The 21669-nt window shown below is 72.0% G+C and carries 19 protein-coding genes and 2 pseudogenes; 16 read left to right on the forward strand and 5 right to left on the reverse strand.

The features are described 5' to 3' along the window. The first annotated feature begins 350 nt into the window (after window positions 1–350). The 9 genes from ACIBBD_RS20005 to ACIBBD_RS20045 all read left to right on the forward strand — a co-directional run bounded on the left by ACIBBD_RS20005 (window position 351) and on the right by ACIBBD_RS20045 (window position 10567). A complete protein-coding gene (locus tag ACIBBD_RS20005; protein ID WP_399420776.1) occupies window positions 351–2417 on the forward strand; it encodes a tetratricopeptide repeat protein in 2067 nt (688 codons plus the stop codon). A 134-nt stretch (window positions 2418–2551) separates the two neighbouring features. Beyond that, window positions 2552–3676 (forward strand): alanine dehydrogenase, encoded by a 1125-nt coding sequence (gene ald, locus ACIBBD_RS20010; protein WP_399420777.1) that lies wholly within the window; start codon window positions 2552–2554, stop codon window positions 3674–3676. Between the two features lie 425 nt (window positions 3677–4101). Further along, complete coding sequence (locus ACIBBD_RS20015) at window positions 4102–5238, forward strand: ParA family protein (protein ID WP_399420778.1); 1137 nt, start codon at window positions 4102–4104, stop codon at window positions 5236–5238. Continuing rightward, complete coding sequence (locus tag ACIBBD_RS20020; RefSeq protein WP_399420779.1) at window positions 5223–5807, forward strand: hypothetical protein; 585 nt, start codon at window positions 5223–5225, stop codon at window positions 5805–5807. The genes ACIBBD_RS20015 and ACIBBD_RS20020 overlap by 16 nt, the downstream gene beginning before the upstream one ends. Window positions 5808–5825: 18 nt before the next feature. Further along, a complete protein-coding gene (locus tag ACIBBD_RS20025; RefSeq protein ID WP_399420780.1) occupies window positions 5826–7013 on the forward strand; it encodes a segregation and condensation protein A in 1188 nt (395 codons plus the stop codon). Further along, window positions 7010–7699 carry an SMC-Scp complex subunit ScpB gene (scpB, locus tag ACIBBD_RS20030; RefSeq protein ID WP_399420781.1) on the forward strand — a complete coding sequence of 230 codons (690 nt, stop codon included), beginning with the start codon at window positions 7010–7012 and terminating at the stop codon, window positions 7697–7699. Before ACIBBD_RS20025 ends, scpB begins: the two co-directional genes overlap by 4 nt. Beyond that, window positions 7699–8766 carry a pseudouridine synthase gene (locus ACIBBD_RS20035; protein WP_399420782.1) on the forward strand — a complete coding sequence of 356 codons (1068 nt, stop codon included), beginning with the start codon at window positions 7699–7701 and terminating at the stop codon, window positions 8764–8766. Before scpB ends, ACIBBD_RS20035 begins: the two co-directional genes overlap by 1 nt. 62 nt (window positions 8767–8828) lie before the next feature. Beyond that, window positions 8829–9548: an NUDIX hydrolase gene (locus ACIBBD_RS20040; RefSeq protein WP_399420783.1), complete on the forward strand. Its 720-nt coding sequence runs from the start codon at window positions 8829–8831 to the stop codon at window positions 9546–9548. After that, entirely contained in the window at window positions 9545–10567 is a 1023-nt protein-coding gene (locus ACIBBD_RS20045) for an ADP-ribosylglycohydrolase family protein (protein ID WP_399420784.1), read from the forward strand. The genes ACIBBD_RS20040 and ACIBBD_RS20045 overlap by 4 nt, the downstream gene beginning before the upstream one ends. Here ACIBBD_RS20045 and ACIBBD_RS20050 read toward each other — a convergent pair whose 3' ends face one another. Continuing rightward, entirely contained in the window at window positions 10568–10984 is a 417-nt protein-coding gene (locus ACIBBD_RS20050; RefSeq protein WP_399421025.1) for a Rieske (2Fe-2S) protein, read from the reverse strand. A gap of 90 nt (window positions 10985–11074) precedes the next feature. Continuing rightward, window positions 11075–11212: pseudogene (locus tag ACIBBD_RS20055) on the reverse strand (DUF6529 family protein); the annotation flags it as partial. A gap of 138 nt (window positions 11213–11350) precedes the next feature. On the opposite strand from ACIBBD_RS20055, the gene aroH reads away from it, so the two are divergent. The 5 genes from aroH to der all read left to right on the forward strand — a co-directional run bounded on the left by aroH (window position 11351) and on the right by der (window position 15863). Continuing rightward, the gene (aroH, locus tag ACIBBD_RS20060; RefSeq protein WP_399420785.1) at window positions 11351–11713 is read left to right on the forward strand and encodes a chorismate mutase; all 363 of its coding nucleotides are present in this window, start codon (window positions 11351–11353) and stop codon (window positions 11711–11713) included. Then, window positions 11710–12795: a prephenate dehydrogenase gene (locus ACIBBD_RS20065; protein ID WP_399420786.1), complete on the forward strand. Its 1086-nt coding sequence runs from the start codon at window positions 11710–11712 to the stop codon at window positions 12793–12795. The genes aroH and ACIBBD_RS20065 overlap by 4 nt, the downstream gene beginning before the upstream one ends. 126 nt (window positions 12796–12921) lie before the next feature. After that, window positions 12922–13608, forward strand: coding sequence for a (d)CMP kinase (gene cmk / locus ACIBBD_RS20070; protein ID WP_399420787.1), 687 nt, complete (start codon window positions 12922–12924; stop codon window positions 13606–13608). After that, on the forward strand, window positions 13605–14318 hold the full coding sequence (locus ACIBBD_RS20075; protein ID WP_399420788.1) for a lysophospholipid acyltransferase family protein: 714 nt from the start codon (window positions 13605–13607) through the stop codon (window positions 14316–14318). The genes cmk and ACIBBD_RS20075 overlap by 4 nt, the downstream gene beginning before the upstream one ends. 66 nt (window positions 14319–14384) lie before the next feature. Beyond that, the gene (gene der, locus ACIBBD_RS20080; protein ID WP_399420789.1) at window positions 14385–15863 is read left to right on the forward strand and encodes a ribosome biogenesis GTPase Der; all 1479 of its coding nucleotides are present in this window, start codon (window positions 14385–14387) and stop codon (window positions 15861–15863) included. A 68-nt stretch (window positions 15864–15931) separates the two neighbouring features. On the opposite strand, the gene ACIBBD_RS20085 is transcribed toward der, so the two are convergent. Together ACIBBD_RS20085 and ACIBBD_RS20090 are read right to left on the reverse strand one after the other, a co-directional pair. Beyond that, window positions 15932–16336: a hypothetical protein gene (locus ACIBBD_RS20085; RefSeq protein WP_399420790.1), complete on the reverse strand. Its 405-nt coding sequence runs from the start codon at window positions 16334–16336 to the stop codon at window positions 15932–15934. A 134-nt stretch (window positions 16337–16470) separates the two neighbouring features. Further along, window positions 16471–17253 (reverse strand): hypothetical protein, encoded by a 783-nt coding sequence (locus ACIBBD_RS20090; protein WP_399420791.1) that lies wholly within the window; start codon window positions 17251–17253, stop codon window positions 16471–16473. A gap of 519 nt (window positions 17254–17772) precedes the next feature. Between ACIBBD_RS20090 and ACIBBD_RS20095 the strand changes: the two genes are divergently transcribed. Both ACIBBD_RS20095 and ACIBBD_RS20100 read left to right on the forward strand, forming a co-directional pair. Next, window positions 17773–18435, forward strand: a complete 663-nt coding sequence (locus tag ACIBBD_RS20095) for a transglycosylase family protein (RefSeq protein WP_399420792.1) — start codon at window positions 17773–17775, stop codon at window positions 18433–18435. Between the two features lie 235 nt (window positions 18436–18670). Then, window positions 18671–19714 carry a helix-turn-helix transcriptional regulator gene (locus ACIBBD_RS20100; RefSeq protein WP_399420793.1) on the forward strand — a complete coding sequence of 348 codons (1044 nt, stop codon included), beginning with the start codon at window positions 18671–18673 and terminating at the stop codon, window positions 19712–19714. Here the strand turns inward: ACIBBD_RS20100 and ctaD are convergent. Next, window positions 19605–21284, reverse strand: a pseudogene (gene ctaD / locus ACIBBD_RS20105) (cytochrome c oxidase subunit I); the annotation flags it as partial. The gene ACIBBD_RS20100 and the pseudogene ctaD sit on opposite strands and share 110 nt — an antisense overlap. Window positions 21285–21669 lie beyond the last annotated feature (385 nt).

Below are 21669 nucleotides of genomic sequence, written 5' to 3' on the forward strand. Positions count from 1 at the left end.
GATCGCGGCGTCATCGCGACGAGCGGGGTGGCGCGATGGCGACGGGGGCGCGACGAGCGTGGGGTCGTGATCGCGAACGGGGGCGCGCGCGACGAGGGCGCGGGTGTGATGCCGGTGAGGGGGCGGGCGTGATCGCGGCGGGCTCGGGCATGAGCGCGGTGCGGTCGCGATCATGGCGAGGACGCGGTCATGGGACACATCACCGTCTGGTGTGACGATCGCCTGATCCGATCGGGCGACGTCACCGCCGTGCTCCTCCGGGAACGTCGCAGAGCGTGAACTAGGCTCGGGAAACGCCCGATCCGGAGTCCCGGCGGGCTTGCGCGTGCGGTGGGACGGGAGTGTGGCCCGTGACGGATCAGGCAGTGGACACAGACGGCGTGCAGCTGTCGGGACACGCTGCGACGGAGGGCCATTTCCTGGGGCGCGCCCGGGAGTTGAAGGAGCTGCGCGCCGACATCGAGCGCGCGGGACTGGACACGCTGTCCGGGAAGAAGGCACCCCGCGCGCGCGTGCTGCTCATCGCCGGCCGGCCCGGCTCCGGGCGCACCGCGCTCGCCGAGGAGTTCGTCCGGCGGGTCGCCGGCCGTTACCACGACGGCGTGCTGCGCGCCCGCCTCGGTGAGCCGGACGGCACCCCCGTGCCGGTCGAGCGCGTCGCCCGCGAACTGCTCGCCGCCCTGTCCCTGCCCATCCCGCCGGGCGCCTCCGAGGACGAGCTGTCGGCCACCCTGCGCGAGGCCCTCGCCGAGCGGCGCGCGCTGCTCCTGCTCGACGACGCGGCCGGCGCCGAACAGGTCGACGCGCTGCTCCCGGACACCCCGGAGTGCCTGGTCGTCGCCGTCTCCGCGGGCCCCCTCACCGGCATCTCGGACGTGCGCCCCTGCACGCTGGGCGGCCTGGACACCAAGTCCGCCCTCGACCTGCTCACCCGCTGCACCGGCTCGGTCCGCATCACCGTCGACCCGCGTGCCGCCGAGGGTCTGGTCGAAGCGTGCCAGGGCCACCCCACCGCGTTGATCCTCGCGGGCGGCTGGCTGGCGGCCCGCCCCCAGGCGGCCGTCGCCGACCTCGCCAAACAGCTGCACGCGGAGGGCGACGAGGGGACGCCCCTCAGCCGCGTCTTCCGACTGACGCACGCCTCGCTGCCCTCGGCCGCCGCGCGCATACTGCGACTGCTCTGCCTCGCCCCGGCCGGCCTCGTGGACCCGCACACCGCCTCCGCGCTCGCCGGCTGCTCGGTCGACGCCGCCCGCACCACCCTGGACGACTTCGTCGCCCTCGGCCTGCTGCGGGCCGTGGACTCCCCGCTGCCCCAGTACCAGGTCCCGGGCTGCCTGTACCCCCTGCTGCGCGCCGCCGCCGAGACCCACGAGCGTCCGGCCGAGCTCCAGCTGGCCCGCGCCCGCATGCTGGAGCGGACGGTACGGCTGCTGCAGTCCTGCCGGGCGATCACCGAGACGGACAACCCGCAGGCCCGCGAGAAGCTCCAGGGCATGCCGCGGGCCCTGCGTTTCCCCAGCCCGCACGCGGCCGCCGAATGGCTGCGCGTCCGCCGGCCCGCCCTGCTCGCCTCGGCCCGTCTCGCGGTCGCCGACGGAGAGCTGGACACTCTGGCGAGGCGGCTGATGTCCCAGCTGGTCAGGGCGATGGTCGCGCACTTCGGCACCCAGGGGGCCGCCCCCGACCTGTACGGCGTCCACCAGCTGGTCCTGGACGTGGCCGAGCGGCGGAACCTGCCCCGGGAGAAGGCCGCCGCCCTGCTGAACCTGGCCGACGTGGACGCCCGGACCGGGCGGACCGCGGAGGCGCTGGTGCGGTACCGGGCCGCGCTGGACGCCGGACGTGAGGCGAACGACCCGTATGCGACCGGCCGCGCGATGGAATCCGTAGGCGGGGCGCACCTGGAGCTGGGGGACTACGAGCGGGCCGCCGACTGGTTCGGCCGCGCCCTGGCCCAGCGGCTGGCCCGCGACGAGCGCGCGGACGCCGCCCGGCTGTACGGCCGTATCGCCACCGCGCACACCTACGCGGGCCGCTACGGCGAGGCGCAGCGGGGCTGGCGGGCCGCGGCGGCCGGGCACCGCAAGAACGGCGATGTCGGCGCCTACGCGCGGGCGTTGAGCGAGCTGGCGCGCGTCCAGGAGTACGCGGGCCGGCCCGAGGAGTCGCTGCGCACCTGCCGGGAGGCGGTGGAGTGGGCGCGGCGCGCGCAGGACGCGCGGCTGCAGGCCGCGCTGCAGCTGCGACTGGCCGGCACCCTGGAGCATCTCGGCGACCCGGCGGCCGCCCGCCTGCACCGGGGCGCGGCCGAGCGCATCCTGGGAGAAGAGCTCCCGGACGGCGATTCAGAGCCAGAACAGCTGGAACATGGCGCTAACGCCTGCGAAATCCGTAGTACATCCGCTGAAGATTGATGCATTGAAAGGCTAGACAGCGGGAACACCTTCATTAGACTGGCTCTGCCGCACGTTCTCCTGCGGTGTATCCCGGTGTGCCCGTTGCATCCGGGTATCTCTTGCTATGCCCCACACCCTCTGAGCCAAGGACCGTGATCGACGTGAAGGTCGGCATCCCCCGCGAGGTCAAGAACAACGAGTTCCGGGTGGCCATCACCCCCGCCGGTGTGCACGAGCTGGTGCGCCACGGCCACCAGGTCGTCATCGAGCAGGGCGCCGGTGTCGGCTCGTCGATCCCGGACGACGAGTACGTGGCCGCCGGTGCGCAGATCCTCCAGACCGCCGACGAGGTGTGGGCCACCGCCGACCTGCTGCTGAAGGTCAAGGAGCCCATCGCCGAGGAGTACCACCGCCTCCGCAAGGACCAGACGCTCTTCACCTACCTGCACCTGGCCGCGTCCAAGGAGTGCACGGACGCCCTCCTGGAGTCCGGCACCACGGCGATCGCCTACGAGACCGTCGAGCTGCCGAACCGCGCGCTGCCGCTGCTCGCCCCGATGTCCGAGGTCGCGGGCCGGCTCGCCCCGCAGGTCGGCGCCTACCACCTGATGCGCGCCAACGGCGGCCGTGGTGTGCTGCCCGGCGGTGTCCCGGGCGTGCTGGCCGGCCGGGCCGTCGTCATCGGCGGTGGTGTCTCCGGCTGGAACGCCGCCCAGATCGCCATCGGCATGGGCTTCCACGTGACCCTGCTCGACCGTGACATCAACAAGCTCAAGGAGGCCGACCGGATCTTCGGTACGAAGATCCAGACGGTCGTCTCCAACGCCTTCGAGCTGGAGAAGGCCTGCCTCGAGGCCGACCTCGTCATCGGCGCCGTCCTCATCCCGGGCGCCAAGGCCCCGAAGCTGGTCACCAACGAGCTGGTCTCCCGGATGAAGCCGGGAAGTGTCCTTGTCGACATCGCGATCGACCAGGGTGGCTGCTTCGAGGACTCCCGCCCGACCACCCACGCCGAGCCGGCCTTCAAGGTCCACGAGTCGGTCTTCTACTGCGTCGCCAACATGCCCGGCGCGGTCCCCAACACCTCCACCTACGCGCTCACCAACGCGACGCTGCCCTACATCGTCGAGCTGGCCGACAAGGGCTGGGCGGAGGCGCTGCGCCGGGATCCCGCGCTGGCCAAGGGTCTCAACACCCACGACGGCAAGGTCGTTTACAAGGAGGTCGCCGAGGCGCACGGCCTGGAGCACGTGGAGCTCGCCTCGCTGCTCGGCTGAGCCCCCTCGAACGCCCCCGGCCTGCTGGGTCGCCAAGTCATCTTCGGGTAAAAGGCGATTCGTCAACACAGGTCGTCAACCGCGCACTTCCGGCCGGACCTTGCCCGACAAGGTCCGGCCGGATGTGTGTATGGTCACTTTGCGACTCTCGGTCAACTCGCCTCGAACGTAACCCTTCGACCGATTCGCACACCGGTGAAACCTGCCGTGCGACGGCCGTACGCCCTTGACAGCCGGATGTTTCATTGCCGACACATCGGGCCGGGTCCGGCGGATTGTGTTGCTGCGGACGCCCGACACGCCATAGAGTCGCCAACCGTCGGCATGGTGCCACGCTGACCTTGTCTAGAAGTTTCCTGGTCACCAAGGAGGTAAGACGACTTGTGAATGAGTCGACATTTTCTCCCGGGGGTGGTCAACCAGGAATGCCTACGCGGGGCCCGGGCCCCACGGGGCTCGAGGCTGTCGGCTCCGTCGCTGTCCGAACCTTCGCAGCCCATCAGAGCCAGAGAAGCCCCCACACGGCTCAGCCAGCACCCCAGAGCATGGATGGCCATCACGTGAACGCCATGGCCGGCGACGGAAGTGGCGCGCCCCACAACCACTTCGCCGACTACGACGAACTGCCCGACGGGCACTTCTACGACCCCGACGCCGAGTACGAGCCCGACCCCGAGTACGCGGCCACGCTCGCGCCCGACGCTGCCCGCCAGCGCCGGGAGCGCATCGGCCCGACCGGTCGCCCGCTGCCGTACTTCCCGATCCCGGGACCGCTGACCAACCACGGTCCCGCGACGATCATCGCGATGTGCAACCAGAAGGGCGGCGTCGGCAAGACCACGTCGACCATCAACCTGGGTGCCGCGCTGGCGGAGTACGGACGCCGGGTGCTGCTCGTGGACTTCGACCCGCAGGGCGCGCTGTCGGTCGGTCTCGGCGTCAATCCGATGGAGCTGGACCTCACCGTCTACAACCTGCTCATGGAGCGGGGCATGTCCGCGGACGAGGTGCTCCTGAAGACGGCGGTCCCCAACATGGACCTGCTGCCCAGCAACATCGACCTGTCCGCCGCCGAGGTCCAGCTGGTGAGCGAGGTCGCGCGCGAGTCGACCCTCCAGCGGGCGCTCAAGCCGCTGATGGACGACTACGACTACATCGTCATCGACTGCCAGCCCTCGCTGGGTCTGCTCACGGTCAACGCCCTGACGGCCGCGCACAAGGTGATCGTCCCGCTGGAGTGCGAGTTCTTCGCCCTGCGCGGTGTGGCGCTGCTGACCGAGACCATCGAGAAGGTCCAGGAGCGGCTCAACCCGGAGCTGGAGCTCGACGGGATCCTCGCGACCATGTACGACTCGCGCACCGTGCACAGCCGTGAGGTGCTCGCGCGTGTCGTCGAGGCGTTCGACGACCACGTCTACCACACGGTCATCGGGCGCACGGTCCGCTTCCCGGAGACCACGGTCGCCGGTGAGCCGATCACCACGTACGCCTCCAACTCCGTCGGCGCCGCCGCCTACCGCCAGCTCGCCAGGGAGGTGCTCGCCCGGTGTCACGCCGAGTGAGTCTGCCGGGGGCCGACGAACTCTTCCGAACCACAGGGGGAACGGCGCTGCAGCCGTCCGCACCCCGGCGCCAGTCCAACGGCGAGGCCCGGGTACCCGCTCCGGCGGGGGAGAGCGACGGGGTGGCGGCCGCTTCCGCCGAGGACGCGCCGCAGGCCGTTCCCGCACAGCGCGGCGACGGCGAGGGCGCCGAGCACGTGGCGGCCGACGCCGGGCAGGCCGACGCGGGGGAGTCCCGTAGCCGGGCCGCCGCCGCGGAGCGCGCCGCACGGCGTCAGGGGCCGCAGGAAGGTTCTGCCGCGCCCGCTTCCGCCGCCCAGCCGCGCAAGCGCGGGCGGGCGGCGGCGCGCCGGCCCAGCGGCCGGGAGCGGCACGACGAGAAGATCACGGTGTACGTGTCCGCCGAGGAGCTGATGGACCTCGAGCACGCCCGTCTGGTGCTGCGGGGCGAACACGGGCTCGCCGTCGACCGGGGCCGTATCGTCCGCGAGGCGGTCGCCGTCGTCCTCGCCGACCTGGAGACCCGCGGGGACGCCAGCATCCTCGTTCGACGGCTGCGCGGGCGGTAGCGGTAGCCTGCGGGGGCCATGACCTCGAACGACGTTCCCGCATCTGCCTCCGGCGGCGCAGCCGGTCGGAGGCGTGCGCTGGGGAGGGGCCCGGGGGTTCCACCGGTGCCTGTTCCTCCGCCGGTCCCCGTTCCTCAGTCGGCCGAGCCGGAGAACCAGCCGGTGGCCGAGGTCGAAGTCGAGTCCGAGGTCGAGTCCGAGGTCGGATCCAAGGCCGAAGCCGAGTCCGAGGTCGGATCCCAGGTCGCGGTCGAGTCCCGGCCTCAGGCCGGTGGGCCGTCGGGCCCACCCGTTCCTCCGGCAGTTCCTGGGGAGACCCCCGGCGGAACGCCTGCCCCCCACCACGGCGGCCGGCCCGAGCGCGAGCCGCAAGCCGCGGAACCCCAGGGATCCCGCGACGGTGTCTTCAAGGTCCGGCTGGCCAACTTCGAGGGCCCCTTCGATCTGCTCCTGCAGCTGATCTCCAAGCACAAGCTGGACGTCACCGAGGTCGCGCTGTCCAGGGTGACCGACGAGTTCATGGCCCACATCCGGGCGATGGGCCCCGACTGGGACCTGGACCAGACGACCGAGTTCCTGGTGGTGGCCGCGACGCTGCTCGATCTGAAGGCGGCCCGGCTGCTGCCCGCCGCGGAGGTCGAGGACGAGGCGGACCTGGCCCTGCTGGAGGCCCGGGACCTGCTGTTCGCGCGACTGCTGCAGTACCGCGCGTACAAACAGGTCGCCGACATCTTCCAGGGCAAGCTGGAAGAGGAGGCCCGCCGCTACCCCCGTACCGTCGGCCTCGAACCGCACCACGCCGAACTGCTGCCCGAGGTGGTCATCAGCATCGGCGCCGAAGGGTTCGCGCAGCTCGCCGTCAAGGCGATGCAGCCGAAGCCCGAGCCGCAGGTGTACGTCGACCACATCCACGCGCCGCTGGTCAGCGTGCGGGAGCAGGCCGGCATCGTCGTCGCGCGGCTGCGCGAGCTCGGGGAGGCCAGCTTCCGCACGCTCGTCGCGGACACCGACGACACCCTCACCGTCGTGGCCCGGTTCCTGGCCCTGCTGGAGCTGTACCGGGAGAAGGCCGTCGCCCTCGACCAGGAGACCGCGCTCGGTGAGCTGCTCGTGCGCTGGACGGGCGGGGACGGGGACGAGACGCCGAGGGTGACCGACGAGTTCGACCGGCCGCCCGAGGAGGCCGAGGAGGAGAGGAAGCCGTGAGCGAGGAGAGCACCGAGGTCCCGTCGCCGTCGCGCGCCGTCGCCGACCTGGACCTCAAGCCGGCCCTGGAGGCCGTCCTGATGGTGGTGGACGAGCCCGCGACCGAGGAGCACCTCGCGAAGATCGTGGAGCGCCCGCGCCGGCAGGTCGCGGACGCGCTGCGGGAACTGGCCGACGAGTACACCGTGCAGGGGCGCGGCTTCGAGCTGCGGTTCGTGGCGGGCGGCTGGCGGTTCTACACCCGGGCCGAGTACGCCCCGGCCGTCGAACGCTTCGTCCTGGACGGACAGCAGGCCCGGCTCACCCAGGCGGCGCTGGAGACCCTGGCGGTCGTCGCCTACCGGCAGCCGGTCAGCCGCAGCCGGGTCTCCGCGGTGCGCGGGGTGAACTGCGACGGCGTGATGCGCACCCTCCTGCAACGCGGTCTGGTCGAGGAGGCGGGCACGGAACCCGAAACAGGTGCGATCCTGTACAGGACGACGAACCACTTCCTGGAGCGGATGGGCCTGCGCGGTCTGGACGAGCTCCCGGAGCTCGCGCCCTTCCTCCCGGAGGCGGAGGCGATCGAGGCCGAGACCCAGGAAGGCGTACCGTCGTTCGACCCGGACGCCCCGGACACGGAGGCCCCGGCCACGGACGACGGTCCCAGGACGAACACGCCTATTAGGACAACGACGGAACTTTGATGCGAAGCAGCGGCAGCGGTAGCGGCAAGAGCGGCGGGCGCGGTAACTACCGCGGCGCCGGCAACAACAGGGACGAGAAGCAGGGCCAGGGCCGCCCTCGCAAGCCCCGCCCCGAGGAGCGCCGCTACGACGTGGGCCCCGGCGCCTCCCCGGACGGACCGAAGTCGGGGCGCGGCGGCGCGGCCCGCGGCGGATCCAAGGGCGGCCCGAAGAAGCCCCAGCAGGGCGGCCGTACGGCCCCCGCGCGCTCGCGTGAGTACGAGACGCGGACCGAGGAGCGCAACCGCGAGCGGTACGCGGGCAAGAAGGAGATCAAGCTGCCGAAGACCTTCCCGGGCGCCGAGCAGGAGGGCGAGCGGCTGCAGAAGGTCCTCGCGCGCGCGGGCTACGGCTCCCGGCGCGCCTGCGAGGAGCTGATCGAGCAGGCGCGGGTCGAGGTCAACGGCGAGATCGTCCTGGAGCAGGGCAAGCGGGTCGACCCGGAGAAGGACGAGGTCAAGGTCGACGGCCTGACGGTCGCGACGCAGTCGTACCAGTTCTTCTCGCTCAACAAGCCCGCCGGTGTCGTGTCGACCATGGAGGACCCCGAGGGGCGGCAGTGCCTCGGTGACTACGTCACCAACCGCGAGACCCGGCTCTTCCACGTCGGCCGGCTCGACACCGAGACCGAGGGCGTCATCCTGCTCACCAACCACGGCGAGCTGGCGCACCGGCTGACCCACCCCAAGTACGGCGTGAAGAAGACCTACCTCGCGCACATCGTGGGCCCGATCCCGCGCGACCTGGGCAAGAAGCTCAAGGACGGCATCCAGCTGGAGGACGGGTACGCGCGCGCGGACCACTTCCGGGTCGTCGAGCAGACCGGCAAGAACTACCTCGTCGAGGTGACCCTGCACGAGGGCCGGAAGCACATCGTGCGCCGCATGCTCGCGGAAGCCGGCTTCCCGGTCGACAAGCTGGTGCGGACCGCCTTCGGCCCGATCACCCTGGGTGACCAGAAGTCGGGCTGGCTGCGGCGGCTGTCGAACACCGAGGTCGGCATGCTGATGAAGGAAGTCGACCTCTAAGGGTTGTGACGTCCCGGCACCCCCTTTTATAGTCGTGGTGACTATTAAAGGGGGTGCTGGTCATGCGGGGCTACGACAAGTACGCCCACGAACCCTTCGCCGTCACCGTCGACCTCGCGGTCCTCACCCTGCGCGAAGGCGCGCTGCACGTCCTGCTCGTCGAGCGCGGGCAGGAGCCGTACGCCGGCCGGTGGGCGCTGCCCGGGGGGTTCGTCCTGCCCGACGAGTCCGCGGAGACCGCCGCCCGGCGTGAACTCGCCGAGGAGACCGGCCTGGAGGACGTCTCCGGACTGCACCTGGAACAGCTGCGCACCTACAGCGAACCCGGCCGCGACCCCCGGATGCGGGTCGTCTCCGTCGCCTTCGCCGCGCTGCTGCCCGACGCGCCCGAGCCGCACGGCGGCGGCGACGCGGCCCAGGCGCGCTGGCTGCCGTACGACCACGCGGGGCCGCTCGCCTTCGACCACGACCGCATCCTCGCCGACGCCCACGACCGGGTCGGCGCCAAGCTCGAGTACTCCTGCCTCGCCACGGCGTTCTGCCCGCCCGAGTTCACCCTCGGCGAGCTCCAGCAGGTCTACGAGACGGTGTGGGGCACGGCCCTGGACCGGCCCAACTTCCGTCGCAAGGTGCTCGCCACACCGGGCTTCGTCGAGCCCGTACCCGGCGCCGCGCGGCTGACCGGCGGCCGCGGCAAACCGGCCGCCCTCTACCGCGCGGGCACCGCCACCACCCTCCGCCCACCGCTGCTGCGACCGCCCCGGGAAGGACGTTCCGCATGACCACCACCACCGTCAGGAAACGCGCCGCCACCGGAGCCCTGGTGGGCCTCGCGCTGGGGGACGCGCTCGGGTTCCCCACCGAGTTCAACGACGTGCCGTCGATCCTCGCCAAGTGCGGGCCCTGGCGGGAGATGCCGCTGCCGCGCCCCGCCTTCGTCTCCGACGACACCCAGATGACGCTGGCGGTGGGCCGCGCCCTGCGCACCGCCATGGACCGGGGACTGCTCGTGCCGAGCCGGCTGGAGCGGCCGCTGCGCGAGGAGTTCGTCGACTGGTACCGGTCACCCGAGAACAACCGCGCCCCCGGCCGCACCTGCCTGACCGCCTGCAACCTGCTCAAGGACGACGGGCGCCGCTGGCAGGACGCCAGCCAGATCGGCTCCAAGGGGTGCGGCGCCAACATGCGCGTCGCCCCCCTCGGCCTCGCGCCCGGCCTCAGCGACGAGCAGCGCGCCGGTGCCGCCCAGCTCCAGGCCGCCCTCACCCACGGCCACCCCACCGCGCTCGCCGCCTCCGACCTCACCGCCCACGCCGTACGGCTGCTCGCGCAGGGTGCCGAGCCGAACGGACTGGTCGGGCTGCTGCGCTCGTACGCCCTGGAACACCGCAGCCGGTACCACGAGCGCTGGCTGGGCGACCTGTGGACACGTTCTCAGGACCCGACCCCCGAGCACTTCATCGCGCGCGGCTGGGACGACTGCCTGGGCGTCCTGGAGCGCCTCGAGGCGGCCCTGCGCGCCCCCTCGCCCGAGACCGACCCCTGCCTGGCCACCGGGGAGGGCTGGATCGCCGAGGAGGCCCTGGCGACCGGACTGCTGTGCTTCCTGCTCTTCCCCGACGAGCCGCTCACCGCCCTGCGCCGGGCCGCCTGCTCGTCCGGCGACTCCGACTCCATCGCCTGCCTGGCGGGCGCCTTCGCGGGCGCCCACGCCGGGTCCGACGCCTGGCCGACGGAGTGGGCGGACCGGATCGAGTACAGCGGGGAGCTGGTGACGCTCGGGGCGCTCTGGGACCTGTGATCACGCCAGTCTGATGACGTCGCCCTCCACCGTGACCTGCTCCTCGGGCAGCGGCCTGGTCGCCGGGCCGCCGGTCACCGAGCCGTCGGCGATACGGAAGCTGCTCCGGTGGCAGGGGCAGTTGATGGTGCCGTCGGCGACGCCGGCGACCGTGCAGCCCTGGTGGGTGCAGACCGCGGAGAACGCCTTGAAGTCGCCCTTCGTCGGCTGGGTGACCACGACCTTCTCGTCCTTGAAGATCTTGCCGCCGCCGACGGGAATGTCCGCCGTCCGTGCCAGTTCCCGGCCGGGGGAGGCCGCCGGGGACGCCGACTCGGCCGAGGTGCCGCCGTTGTCGTCGCCCTCACCGCAGCCGACGGCGAGCGCCGTCGCCCCCGTTGCGAGGAGAACCGTCCGGCGCGAGGCGGGGTGGGTCATGTCGTCACTCCCAAGTGCGGAAGAGCCAGGGGCGGAGGCCGGCCGGACGATCATGAACACGGCGAGGACGAGCCCGCCGGTGACCGGCAGCGGCCGGGAGGGAAGTCGCTCCGAACGGAGCAGAAGCATCTTGACACCGAAGGCACCGAAGAAGAAGCAACCCGGGAGAGAGTCCCGCACCCCGTGCGTGTCGCACGTCCGGCGGCGGGGGAGCGCGCGGTGCCGCATCCGGAGTGAGGAGGCGCACGGCGGCGTTCTCCGCGCACGGCGCCGTCTCAGCGGACGGTCGCCGCGCACCGGCCCGGCCCGGGCTGACTACGCTTGGCGAGCGAAGAGCCGATACGTACGGGAGCAAGGAGCGGTGCCGTGGCGGTACGAGCGGTCCGGGGGGCCGTCCAGCTGGAGAAGGACGAGGCCGGACACATGGACGAGCGGGTCGGAGCCCTGCTCACCGCCATCATGGAGCGGAACTCCCTCAGCGCCGACGACCTGATCAGCATCTGGTTCACGGCGACGCCCGACCTGCACAGCGACTTCCCGGCGGCCGCCGCCCGCAAGCTCGGCATCGTCGACGTCCCGCTGATCTGCGCCCAGGAACTCGACATCCGCGGCGCCATGCCGCGGGTCGTGCGCGTCCTCGCGCACATCGAGTCCGACAAGCCCCGCGCCGACATCAACCACGTCTACCTCGGCGCCGCCGCCGCCCTGCGCAAGGACATCGCCCAGTGAGGACCGCGCTCGTCATCGGCACCGGGCTCATCGGCACCTCCGCCGCCCTGGCACTGGCCCAGCGGGGCGTGATCGTCCACCTGGAGGACCACGACCCCGAACAGGCCCGTACGGCGGCCGCGCTCGGCGCCGGCACCGACGAGCCCCCGGCCGGCCCGGTCGACGTCGCCATCGTCGCCGCCCCGCCGGCCCACGTGGCCGCCGTGCTCGCCGACGCCATGCGCCGGGGCGTGGCCCGCGGCTACCTCGACGTGGCCAGCGTCAAGGGCGGACCGCGCCGCGAGCTGGAGGCGCTCGGCCTGGACCTGTCGGCGTATCTCGGCACGCACCCCATGTCGGGCCGTGAGAAGTCCGGCCCGCTGGCCGCCACCGGCGACCTCTTCGAGGGCCGCCCCTGGGTGCTCACGCCGACCCGCGACACCGACACCGAGGTGCTGAACCTGGCGCTGGAGTTGGTCTCGCACTGCCGGGCCGTGCCGGTCGTGATGGACGCCGACGCCCACGACCGGGCGGTGGCGCTGGTCTCCCACATGCCCCACCTGGTCTCCAGCATGGTCGCCGCCCGCCTGGAGCACGCCGAGGAGGCCGCCGTACGGCTGTGCGGGCAGGGCATCCGGGACGTGACCCGGATCGCCGCCTCGGACCCGCGGATGTGGATCGACATCCTGTCCGCGAACCCGGGGCCGGTCGCCGACCTGCTCACCGACGTCGCCGCCGACCTGGAGGAGACCGTCCAGGCCCTGCGGGCCCTGCAGTCCTCCGACGAGGACAAGCGCCGCGCGGGCACCGACGGCATCGAGGACGTCCTGCGCCGCGGCAACGCCGGGCAGGTGCGGGTCCCCGGCAAGCACGGGTCCGCTCCGCGGGCCTACGAGGTCGTGGCGGTGCTCATCGACGACCAGCCCGGACAGCTGGCCCGTATCTTCGCCGACGCGGGGATGGCCGGGGTCAACATCGAGGACGTGCGGATCGAGCACGCGACGGGGCAGCAGGCGGGGCTCGTTCAGCTGATGGTCGAGCCGAAGAGCGCGGGGGTGCTGGCCTCTGCGCTGCGGGAGCGTGGGTGGGCGATCCGGCAGTAGGCGCACGACGCCGGTGCGGCAGGCGGGCTGCCGTGCGGCCGGACGAGTGACCCGCACCCAGTAACCTTGTGCGGGGCACAGTGTCGCCCCGAAGCCCACCACCTCGCACCAGGAAGGTGTCCCCCCGTGGAAAACGGCGCCGCCCAGCCCGTGATTGTCGCCATCGACGGTCCCTCCGGCACGGGCAAGTCGAGCACGTCCAAGGCCGTGGCCGCGCAGCTCGGCCTGAGCTACCTGGACACCGGGGCGCAGTACCGGGCGATCACGTGGTGGATGGTGACCAACGGGATCGACATCGAGGACCCCACGGCGATCGCCGCCGTCGCGGGCAAGCCGGAGATCGTCTCCGGCACCGACCCGGCGAACCCGACGATCACGGTGGACGGCACCGACGTGTCCGGCCCGATCCGCACCCAGGACGTCACCTCCAAGGTCAGCGCGGTCAGCGCGGTGCCGGAGGTGCGGACCCGGATCACGGAACTCCAGCGGTCGCTGGCGGCCTGCGCCGAGAAGGGGATCGTCGTCGAGGGCCGGGACATCGGGACGACCGTGCTGCCGGACGCCGACCTGAAGATCTTCCTCACCGCCTCCCCGGAGGCCCGTGCCGCCCGCCGCAGCGGGGAGCTGAAGGGCGCGGACGTCCACGCCACCCGTGAGGCACTGGTCAGGCGGGACGCGGCCGACTCCTCCCGCAAGACCTCCCCGCTCGCCAAGGCGGACGACGCCGTCGAGGTGGACACCACCGAGCTGACCCTGGCCCAGGTCATCGAGTGCGTCGTCACCCTCGTCGAGGAGAAGCGGGCCGCGAAGTGAGCGAACTGCCCTCCGAGAGGGGCGCCGAAGTCGGGCGGCGCATCGGCGTCGGGCTGATGTACGGGCTGTGGAGGCCGCGGGTGCTGGGCGCCTGGAAGGTGCCGGCGAGCGGCCCCGTGATCTTCGCCGTCAACCACTCCCACAACATCGACGGACCGATGGTCATGGGCGTGGCCCCCCGGCCGACACACTTCCTGATCAAGAAGGAGGCGTTCGTCGGCCCCCTCGACCCCTTCCTGACCGGCATCGGCCAGCTGAAGGTGGACCGCGAGACCACCGACCGCACCGCGATCACCCGGGCGCTGGGCGTGCTGGAGAACGGCGGTGTCCTCGGGATCTTCCCGGAGGGCACCCGCGGCGAGGGCGACTTCGCCTCCCTGCGTGCCGGGCTCGCCTACTTCGCGGTGCGCAGCGGCGCGCCGATCGTCCCCGTCGCCGTCCTGGGAAGTTCCGAGCGGCGCGGACGGTTGACGAAGGCGCTGCCGCCGTTGCGTTCCCGCGTCGACGTCGTCTTCGGCGACCCCTTCGAGGCGGGCGACGGCAGCGGACGGCGTACGCGCAAGGCGCTGGACGAGGCGACCGAGCGCATCCAGAAGCAGCTGGCCGCACACCTGGACCATGCCAGACGGCTCACCGGCCGGCCGGCGGACGCGGGACAGCCGGACGGAAAACGCCGGGCGGCCGACCGGTCGCCGGGCGACACTGAGTAGTGGATCAGCCCGGCGACAACGGGTGCTCCACCGACCACCACGAATGAACGACGAGGTACGGACTTCATGAACGACCACATCCAGCCCGACGGCTCGGACGGGTTCGAGCACGATCACGGGGCGCTCGGCGACGCCGAGTACGCGGAGTTCATGGAGCTCGCCGCGGAAGAGGGCTTCGACCTCGAGGACGTGGAGGGCGCCATCGAGGCGGCCGGTCACGGTCCGCTGCCCGTGCTCGCCGTCGTGGGGCGGCCCAATGTCGGCAAGTCGACCCTGGTGAACCGGATCATCGGACGCCGTGAGGCCGTCGTCGAGGACAAGCCCGGTGTCACCCGCGACCGCGTCACGTACGAGGCCGAATGGGCGGGCCGCCGCTTCAAGGTCGTCGACACCGGCGGCTGGGAGCAGGACGTCCTCGGCATCGACGCCTCCGTCGCCGCGCAGGCCGAGTACGCGATCGAGGCCGCCGACGCCGTCGTCTTCGTCGTCGACGCCAAGGTCGGCGCCACCGACACCGACGAGGCGGTCGTACGGCTGCTGCGCAAGGCCGGCAAGCCCGTCGTGCTGTGCGCCAACAAGGTCGACGGTCCCAGCGGCGAGGCCGACGCGTCCTACCTGTGGAACCTGGGCCTGGGCGAGCCGCACCCGGTCTCCGCGCTGCACGGCCGGGGCACCGGCGACATGCTGGACGCCGTCCTGGAGGCGCTCCCGGAGGCGCCCGAGCAGACCTTCGGCACGGCGGTCGGCGGCCCGCGCCGCATCGCGCTCATCGGCCGCCCGAACGTCGGCAAGTCCTCGCTGCTGAACAAGGTGGCCGGCGAGGAGCGCGTCGTCGTCAACGAGCTGGCCGGCACCACCCGCGACCCGGTCGACGAGCTGATCGAACTGGGCGGCGTCACCTGGAAGTTCGTCGACACGGCCGGTATCCGCAAGCGGGTGCACCTCCAGCAGGGCGCGGACTACTACGCCTCGCTGCGCACCGCGGCCGCCGTCGAGAAGGCCGAGGTGGCGGTCATCCTGATCGACGCCTCCGAGAACATCTCGGTCCAGGACCAGCGGATCGTCACCATGGCCGTCGAGGCGGGCCGCGCGATCGTCCTCGCCTTCAACAAGTGGGACACCCTCGACGAGGAGCGCCGCTACTACCTGGAGCGGGAGATCGAGACCGAGCTCGGCCAGGTGTCGTGGGCGCCCCGGGTGAACGTCTCGGCGCGTACCGGTCGGCACATGGAGAAGCTGGTCCCGGCGATCGAGACGGCTCTGGCCGGCTGGGAGACCCGCGTCCCCACGGGCCGCCTGAACGCCTTCCTCGGTGAGCTGGTGTCCGCCCATCCGCACCCCATCCGGGGCGGCAAGCAGCCGCGCATCCTCTTCGGCACCCAGGCCGGCACCAAGCCGCCGCGGTTCGTGCTGTTCGCCTCCGGCTTCATCGAGGCGGGCTACCGGCGCTTCGTCGAGCGCCGACTGCGCGAGGAGTTCGGCTTCGAGGGCACCCCGATCCACATCTCCGTGCGGGTGCGCGAGAAGCGCGGCAAGAAGAAGTGACGCAACGGCCGGAGGGCGGCACCCGTCGACGGGTGCCGCCCTCCGGCCGTGTCACGCACCGTCCCCGCTCAGTAGCCTCTTCGCGGGGCCGGCGGCAGCGCCGCCGGGATGTGGTGCATCCCCGTGTGCTCGTGCTGCCGGGCCGCCTGTCCGAGCGGCCCCACCCGCTGCCACTGCGACTGCTGTCCGAGCCCGCTGCGCGCACTCTGCGCCCCCGCGCTGTAGGCGCTGTAGTTGCTGCTGAACGAGCTGCTGAACGACCCCGTACCGTGCGGGATGTTCCCGAAGGCGGTGAACTCCAGCGCGTCCTCCCCGCTGCGGTCCCCGGGCAGCGTACGGAACGACTTGACGTACTCGGCGTAGAGCGCGTCGTAGATCGGCGTGGCCGATGGACCGCCCTGGGGGTCCGGAGCCGGTCGCGCGGACGGGATCGACTGGTAGGCCTGGCGGCGGGGAACGTCGTAGGTGTGCACGTATGTCCAAACGACGCGGCAGTGGAAGGGATGCGGCTGGACGGCCGACCTCCGGGGGCGTGGGGAACTGCGCGACCGACCACGAACGACCTGCCGGCGCCGGACGGTCCGCGGTTCCCGCCCCGTTCGCGGACTCAGGTCCCGGCGAGAGGCAGGGCCGCGCCGACGAGCTTGCCGTTGGCCGCCGCCTTGTCCAGCGCGTCCCGCAGCAGGTCCTCCCGCGGCTGACGCCCGATCGACCCGACCGGCGCCGCGAACATCAGGACCTGCTGGTGCTTGTTGGCGGCGGCCCGCCAGCCCTCCGTCACCTGGAGCGGCTGGTGCGCCTGCCACCAGGCGACCGGCTGACCGCCGGTGGGCGAGGGCTGCAGCACCGCGTGCAGCTGCCCCATGGCCAGCAGCACGGACCAGCCGTGCTGCACCGGCGGCACCTCGGACAGCTCGGTCAGCGGCATGAAGCCCTGCTCGATGAGGAGCGGCAGGAAGTCGTCGCCGACGCCCATCGTGCCGGGGCGCACGATGGGTGCGGTCGGCTCGACGACCAGGGCCGGGTGCAACTCCCCGGCGATCAGCACGAGTCCGCTGGTGACGCCGAGCACGGCCTGCTCGGGCACGACCTTCTCGGGGTCCAGGTCCACGGTGTCCCCGCTGATGGAGCGGACGGCGCCCTGCAGCTGTTCCTCGGTGACCTGGACGACCTGCGACGGCAGGCAGGTGGCGTGGGCGAAGGCGAGGACGGCGGTCTCCTCCCCGATGAACAGGACGGTGCTGGTGCGCTCGTGCTCGGAGTCGCCCGGGGTGCGGCAGGACGTGCAGTCGTAACTGCCCTGGGCGTTCTCTCCGGCGAGCAGCCGGTCGGCTTCTTCGTCGCCGATCTCGGCGCGTACCTCGTCGCTGACGTCGAGCATGCGCGGCACGGGTGACTCCCTCGGGATGCGGTGCGTTGACGGGCCGGGTGACTGCCCGGCTCATGAAGAAGACAACGGGCGATCTGTGGCAGGGGTCACGCTGCCGGGCGAAGGGAATGGAAGTGCCTGTCGCAGATGGTCACGATGCGTGCCGAATCGGGCACTCACTGTCAAGTAACGGGAAAGTCACGGACGTTGGGCGAGTGAAGTGGGCCACAGAGTGATCGAGCTGTTGGTCGACATATACGGAAATCTTGGTGCGAAGTAGGCGTTCAATGCCTGACTTTACCCGGGGTAACCGCCAACTGACCTGCGGCGACGCCGAGTTGCTTGATGACGGCTCGTCAGCGTCCGTACATTCCTCCGCCGTGTGCAACGAGCACCGCTCGGGTACGTCCGCCGGCCGCGCAGAGCCAGACAGCGCGCAGCACGACCGCCGACGGACGGGGCGGAGCGCGACGACCGCGCCCCCGCGCGGACGGTCGCGCCCCGGTCAGGGGGAGCCCGGGTCCGTAGAGAGGGATCTACATGTCCGAATGTGCCGACAACACCCGCGTCAACGCCCGCGCCGGCACGGCGCGTACGACGGCGGTCCTCGCCGGGGCGGCGCTCCTCGCCCCCCTCGGACTGCTGGCCGCCACCGGCAACGCCGCGGCGGCGGACGGCGGGGTGTGGGACCGCATCGCCCAGTGCGAGAGCGGCGGCAACTGGCACATCAACACCGGCAACGGCTACTACGGCGGACTGCAGTTCTCCGCGTCCACCTGGCGCGCCTACGGCGGCACCGCGTACGCGCCCACCGCCGACCGGGCCACCCGGGCACAGCAGATCGCCGTGGCCACCAAGGTCCAGCGGGGCCAGGGGTGGGGCGCGTGGCCCACCTGCTCGGCGCGTGCCGGAGCCTCCGGCAGCGCACCCGACGCCCCCTCGGCCTCCACCACGTCGCGCTCGACCCCCTCGGGTTCGTCCGCGAACGGCTCGTCGCAGTCGTCGGCGCAGGCGGCCGAGCGCTCCACGGGGCACAGCGCCCGCGGCAGCTCCGGCGGGGACTACACCGTCCGCGAGGGCGACACGCTCAGCACCATCGCCGCCCGGCAGGGCACCAGCTGGCAGCGGCTCTACGCCGCCAACAAGGCCGTCATCGGCGGGAACCCCGACCTGATCGTGCCGGGTCTGCGCCTGAACTTCTGAGCCGCCCCGCGTTCACGGCCCCGCCCGGTGTGCCCGCCGGGCGGGGCCGCCTGCCGTGGGGAGCGCGGGGCGCGGTGGGTGACCGGGGCGACCGGGCCGGCGCCGCGGTGGCAGGACGGCGGGGGAACGGGTGCCCCGCGATCGGGCGGCGGGGACGGGCGCCCCGCGATCGGACGGTTCGCGCACGCTGCGAGGTGGCGGGGCTCGCCCGCGCGCCATGGGACAGACTGCGACCATGCTGGAGACCTCCGCCCGACTGCTGCGTCTGCTCTCCCTCCTCCAGGCCCACCGCGAGTGGTCCGGCGCCGAACTCGCCGAACGGCTCGGGGTCACCGCGCGCACGGTCCGCCGGGACGTCGACCGGCTGCGCGAGCTCGGCTACCCCGTCGACGCCAGCCCCGGCACGGGCGGCGGTTACCGACTCGGCGCGGGGGCCGAACTGCCGCCGCTGCTCCTCGACGACGACGAGGCGGTCGCCGTCGCCGTGGGACTGCGCACGGCCGCCGGGCAGGGCATCGAGGGCATCGATGAGGCCTCCGTCCGGGCCCTGGCCAAGCTGGAGCAGGTGCTGCCGCACCGGCTGCGCCGCCGGGTCGGCACCCTGAACGCCTTCACCGTGCCGATGCTGCGCGGCCCGCAGCCGTCCGCCGTCGACCCTGCCGTCCTGACCGAACTGGCCCACCTCTGCCGGGACACCGAGCGCCTGCGCTTCGACTACCGCGGCCACGGCGACGGGGAGCCCACCCGCCGCACCGTCGAACCCCACCGCCTGGTGTGCACCGAACGCCGCTGGTACCTGGTCGCCTGGGACCTCGACCGCGCCGACTGGCGCACGTTCCGCGTGGACCGCATCACGCCGAAGCCACCGCACGGCCCCCGCTTCACCCCGCGCACCCCGCCCGCCGACGACCTGGCCGCGTACGTCTCCCGGGGCGTCTCCACGCGCGCGTACGCCTCCCGGGCGGTCGTCCGGCTGCTCGTGCCCCTCGCGGAGGCCGCCGAGCGGATCTCGCCCTCGGCCGGGACGCTGGAGGCCGACGGGCCGGACGCCTGCGTCCTGCGCACCGGGGCCGCGAACCTCGACGTGATGGTGGTCCACGTGCTGATGACGGGGTTCGCGTTCGAGGTGCTGGAGCCCGCCGAGCTGATCGAGGCGATCAGGGCCGCCCGCGATCGGCTTGATGCTTCTCTGGCTCGGGCTGCGGGATCTGGGCCGCGTACTCCGGATAGCGCAGGTCGAACGCCGGGGCCTCCGAGCGGATCCGGGGGAGCGTGGTGAAGTTGTGCCGGGGCGGCGGGCAGGAGGTCGCCCACTCCAGGGAGCGGCCGAAGCCCCAGGGGTCGTCGACCTCGACCTTCTCGCCGTACCGGGCGGTCTTCCAGACGTTGTAGAGGAACGGCAGCGTCGACAGGCCGAGCAGGAACGCGCCGATCGTGGAGACGGTGTTCAGCGCGGTGAAGCCGTCCGCGGCCAGATAGTCCGGGTAGCGGCGCGGCATGCCCTCCGCGCCCAGCCAGTGCTGCACCAGGAACGTGGTGTGGAAGCCGACGAACAGCGTCCAGAACTGGATCTTGCCGAGCCGTTCGTCGAGCAGCTTGCCGGTGAACTTCGGCCACCAGAAGAAGAACCCGGCGAAGATCGCGAAGACCACGGTGCCGAAGACGACGTAGTGGAAGTGGGCCACCACGAAGTACGAGTCGGTGACGTGGAAGTCCAGCGGCGGCGAGGCCAGGATCACCCCGGTCAGACCGCCGAACAGGAACGTCACCAGGAAGCCCACCGCCCACAGCATGGGCGTCTCGAAGGACACCGAGCCCTTCAGCATGGTGCCGGTCCAGTTGAAGAACTTCACGCCCGTCGGCACCGCGATCAGGAACGACATGAAGGAGAAGAACGGCAGCAGCACCGCGCCGGTCGCGAACATGTGGTGCGCCCACACCACCACGGAGAGACCGGTGATCGCCATCGTCGCGCCGACCAGCGTGAGGTAGCCGAAGATCGGCTTGCGGCTGAAGACCGGGATGATCTCCGTGATGATCCCGAAGAAGGGCAGCGCGATGATGTACACCTCGGGATGCCCGAAGAACCAGAACAGGTGCTGCCACAGCAGCGCCCCGCCGTTGGCCGCGTGGAAGACCTGTGAGCCGAACCGCCGGTCCGCCTCGAGGACCAGCAGCGCCGCGGCGAGCACCGGGAACGCCATCAGGATCAGGATCGACGTGAACAGGGTGTTCCAGGTGAAGATCGGCATCCGGAACATCGTCATCCCGGGCGCGCGCATCCCGATGATGGTGGTGACGAAGTTGACCGCGCCGAGGATCGTGCCGAAGCCGGCCAGCGCCAGGCCCATGATCCACAGGTCCGCGCCGATGCCGGGGGAGCGTTCCAGGCTGTTCAGCGGCGCGTAGGCGAACCAGCCGAAGGCGGCCGGGCCGCTCGGCACCAGCAGCGAACCCAGCACGATCAGACCGCCGAAGAGGAACAGCCAGTACGACAACATGTTCAACCGCGGGAAGGCGACGTCGGGGGCGCCGATCTGCAACGGCATCAGCTCGTTGGCGAAGCCCGCGAAGGCCGGGGTCGCGAACAGCAGCAGCATGATCGTGCCGTGCATCGTGAACAGCTGGTTGAACTGCTCGTTGGTCACGATCTGCAGCCCCGGCCGGGCCAGCTCGGCGCGCATGATCAGCGCCATGACCCCGCCCACCAGGAAGAACGCGAACGACGTGATCAGGTAGAGGTGTCCGATCTTCTTGTGGTCGGTGGTGGTCAGCCAGTCGACGACCACCCGGCCGCCCCGCCTGGTCCGAACGGTGCGCGCCGTCGCCGGTACGGTCTCCGTCCCCATCGCTCGCCCCTTCGCTCGTCGCGCCCCGGGCCCGCCGCCGCCCGCGCCGCACGGGTGCCCGCGAGCTCCCGCCATGATGCTCGCCCGCCGCGCGCACCGACAGGGGGCGTGCGGAGAAGGTGTGGGGAAGCCGTGTATTTCCTATGATCGGCCGACCCCTGTGAAGCTGTGCGGAATGGGCGGGGAACTGGTCCCGGGACGGTTCTCCGGGAACTTTCCGCCGGGTTATTCGAGGTGCCGGGGTGACACGCGGGAATTACGTTCGAAAGCGCGCGGAAGGCGTAGGAAACCGCTCGTACGTGTGATGCCCGGGACGGCGGCGACTGAAGTCACGGCGACCGAAACGGGTGTCGTGATCCTGTGACAGAAGTGTGACCGGAGTGAT

The organism is Streptomyces sp. NPDC051315 (assembly GCF_044455165.1).
Lineage (GTDB): Bacteria > Actinomycetota > Actinomycetes > Streptomycetales > Streptomycetaceae > Streptomyces.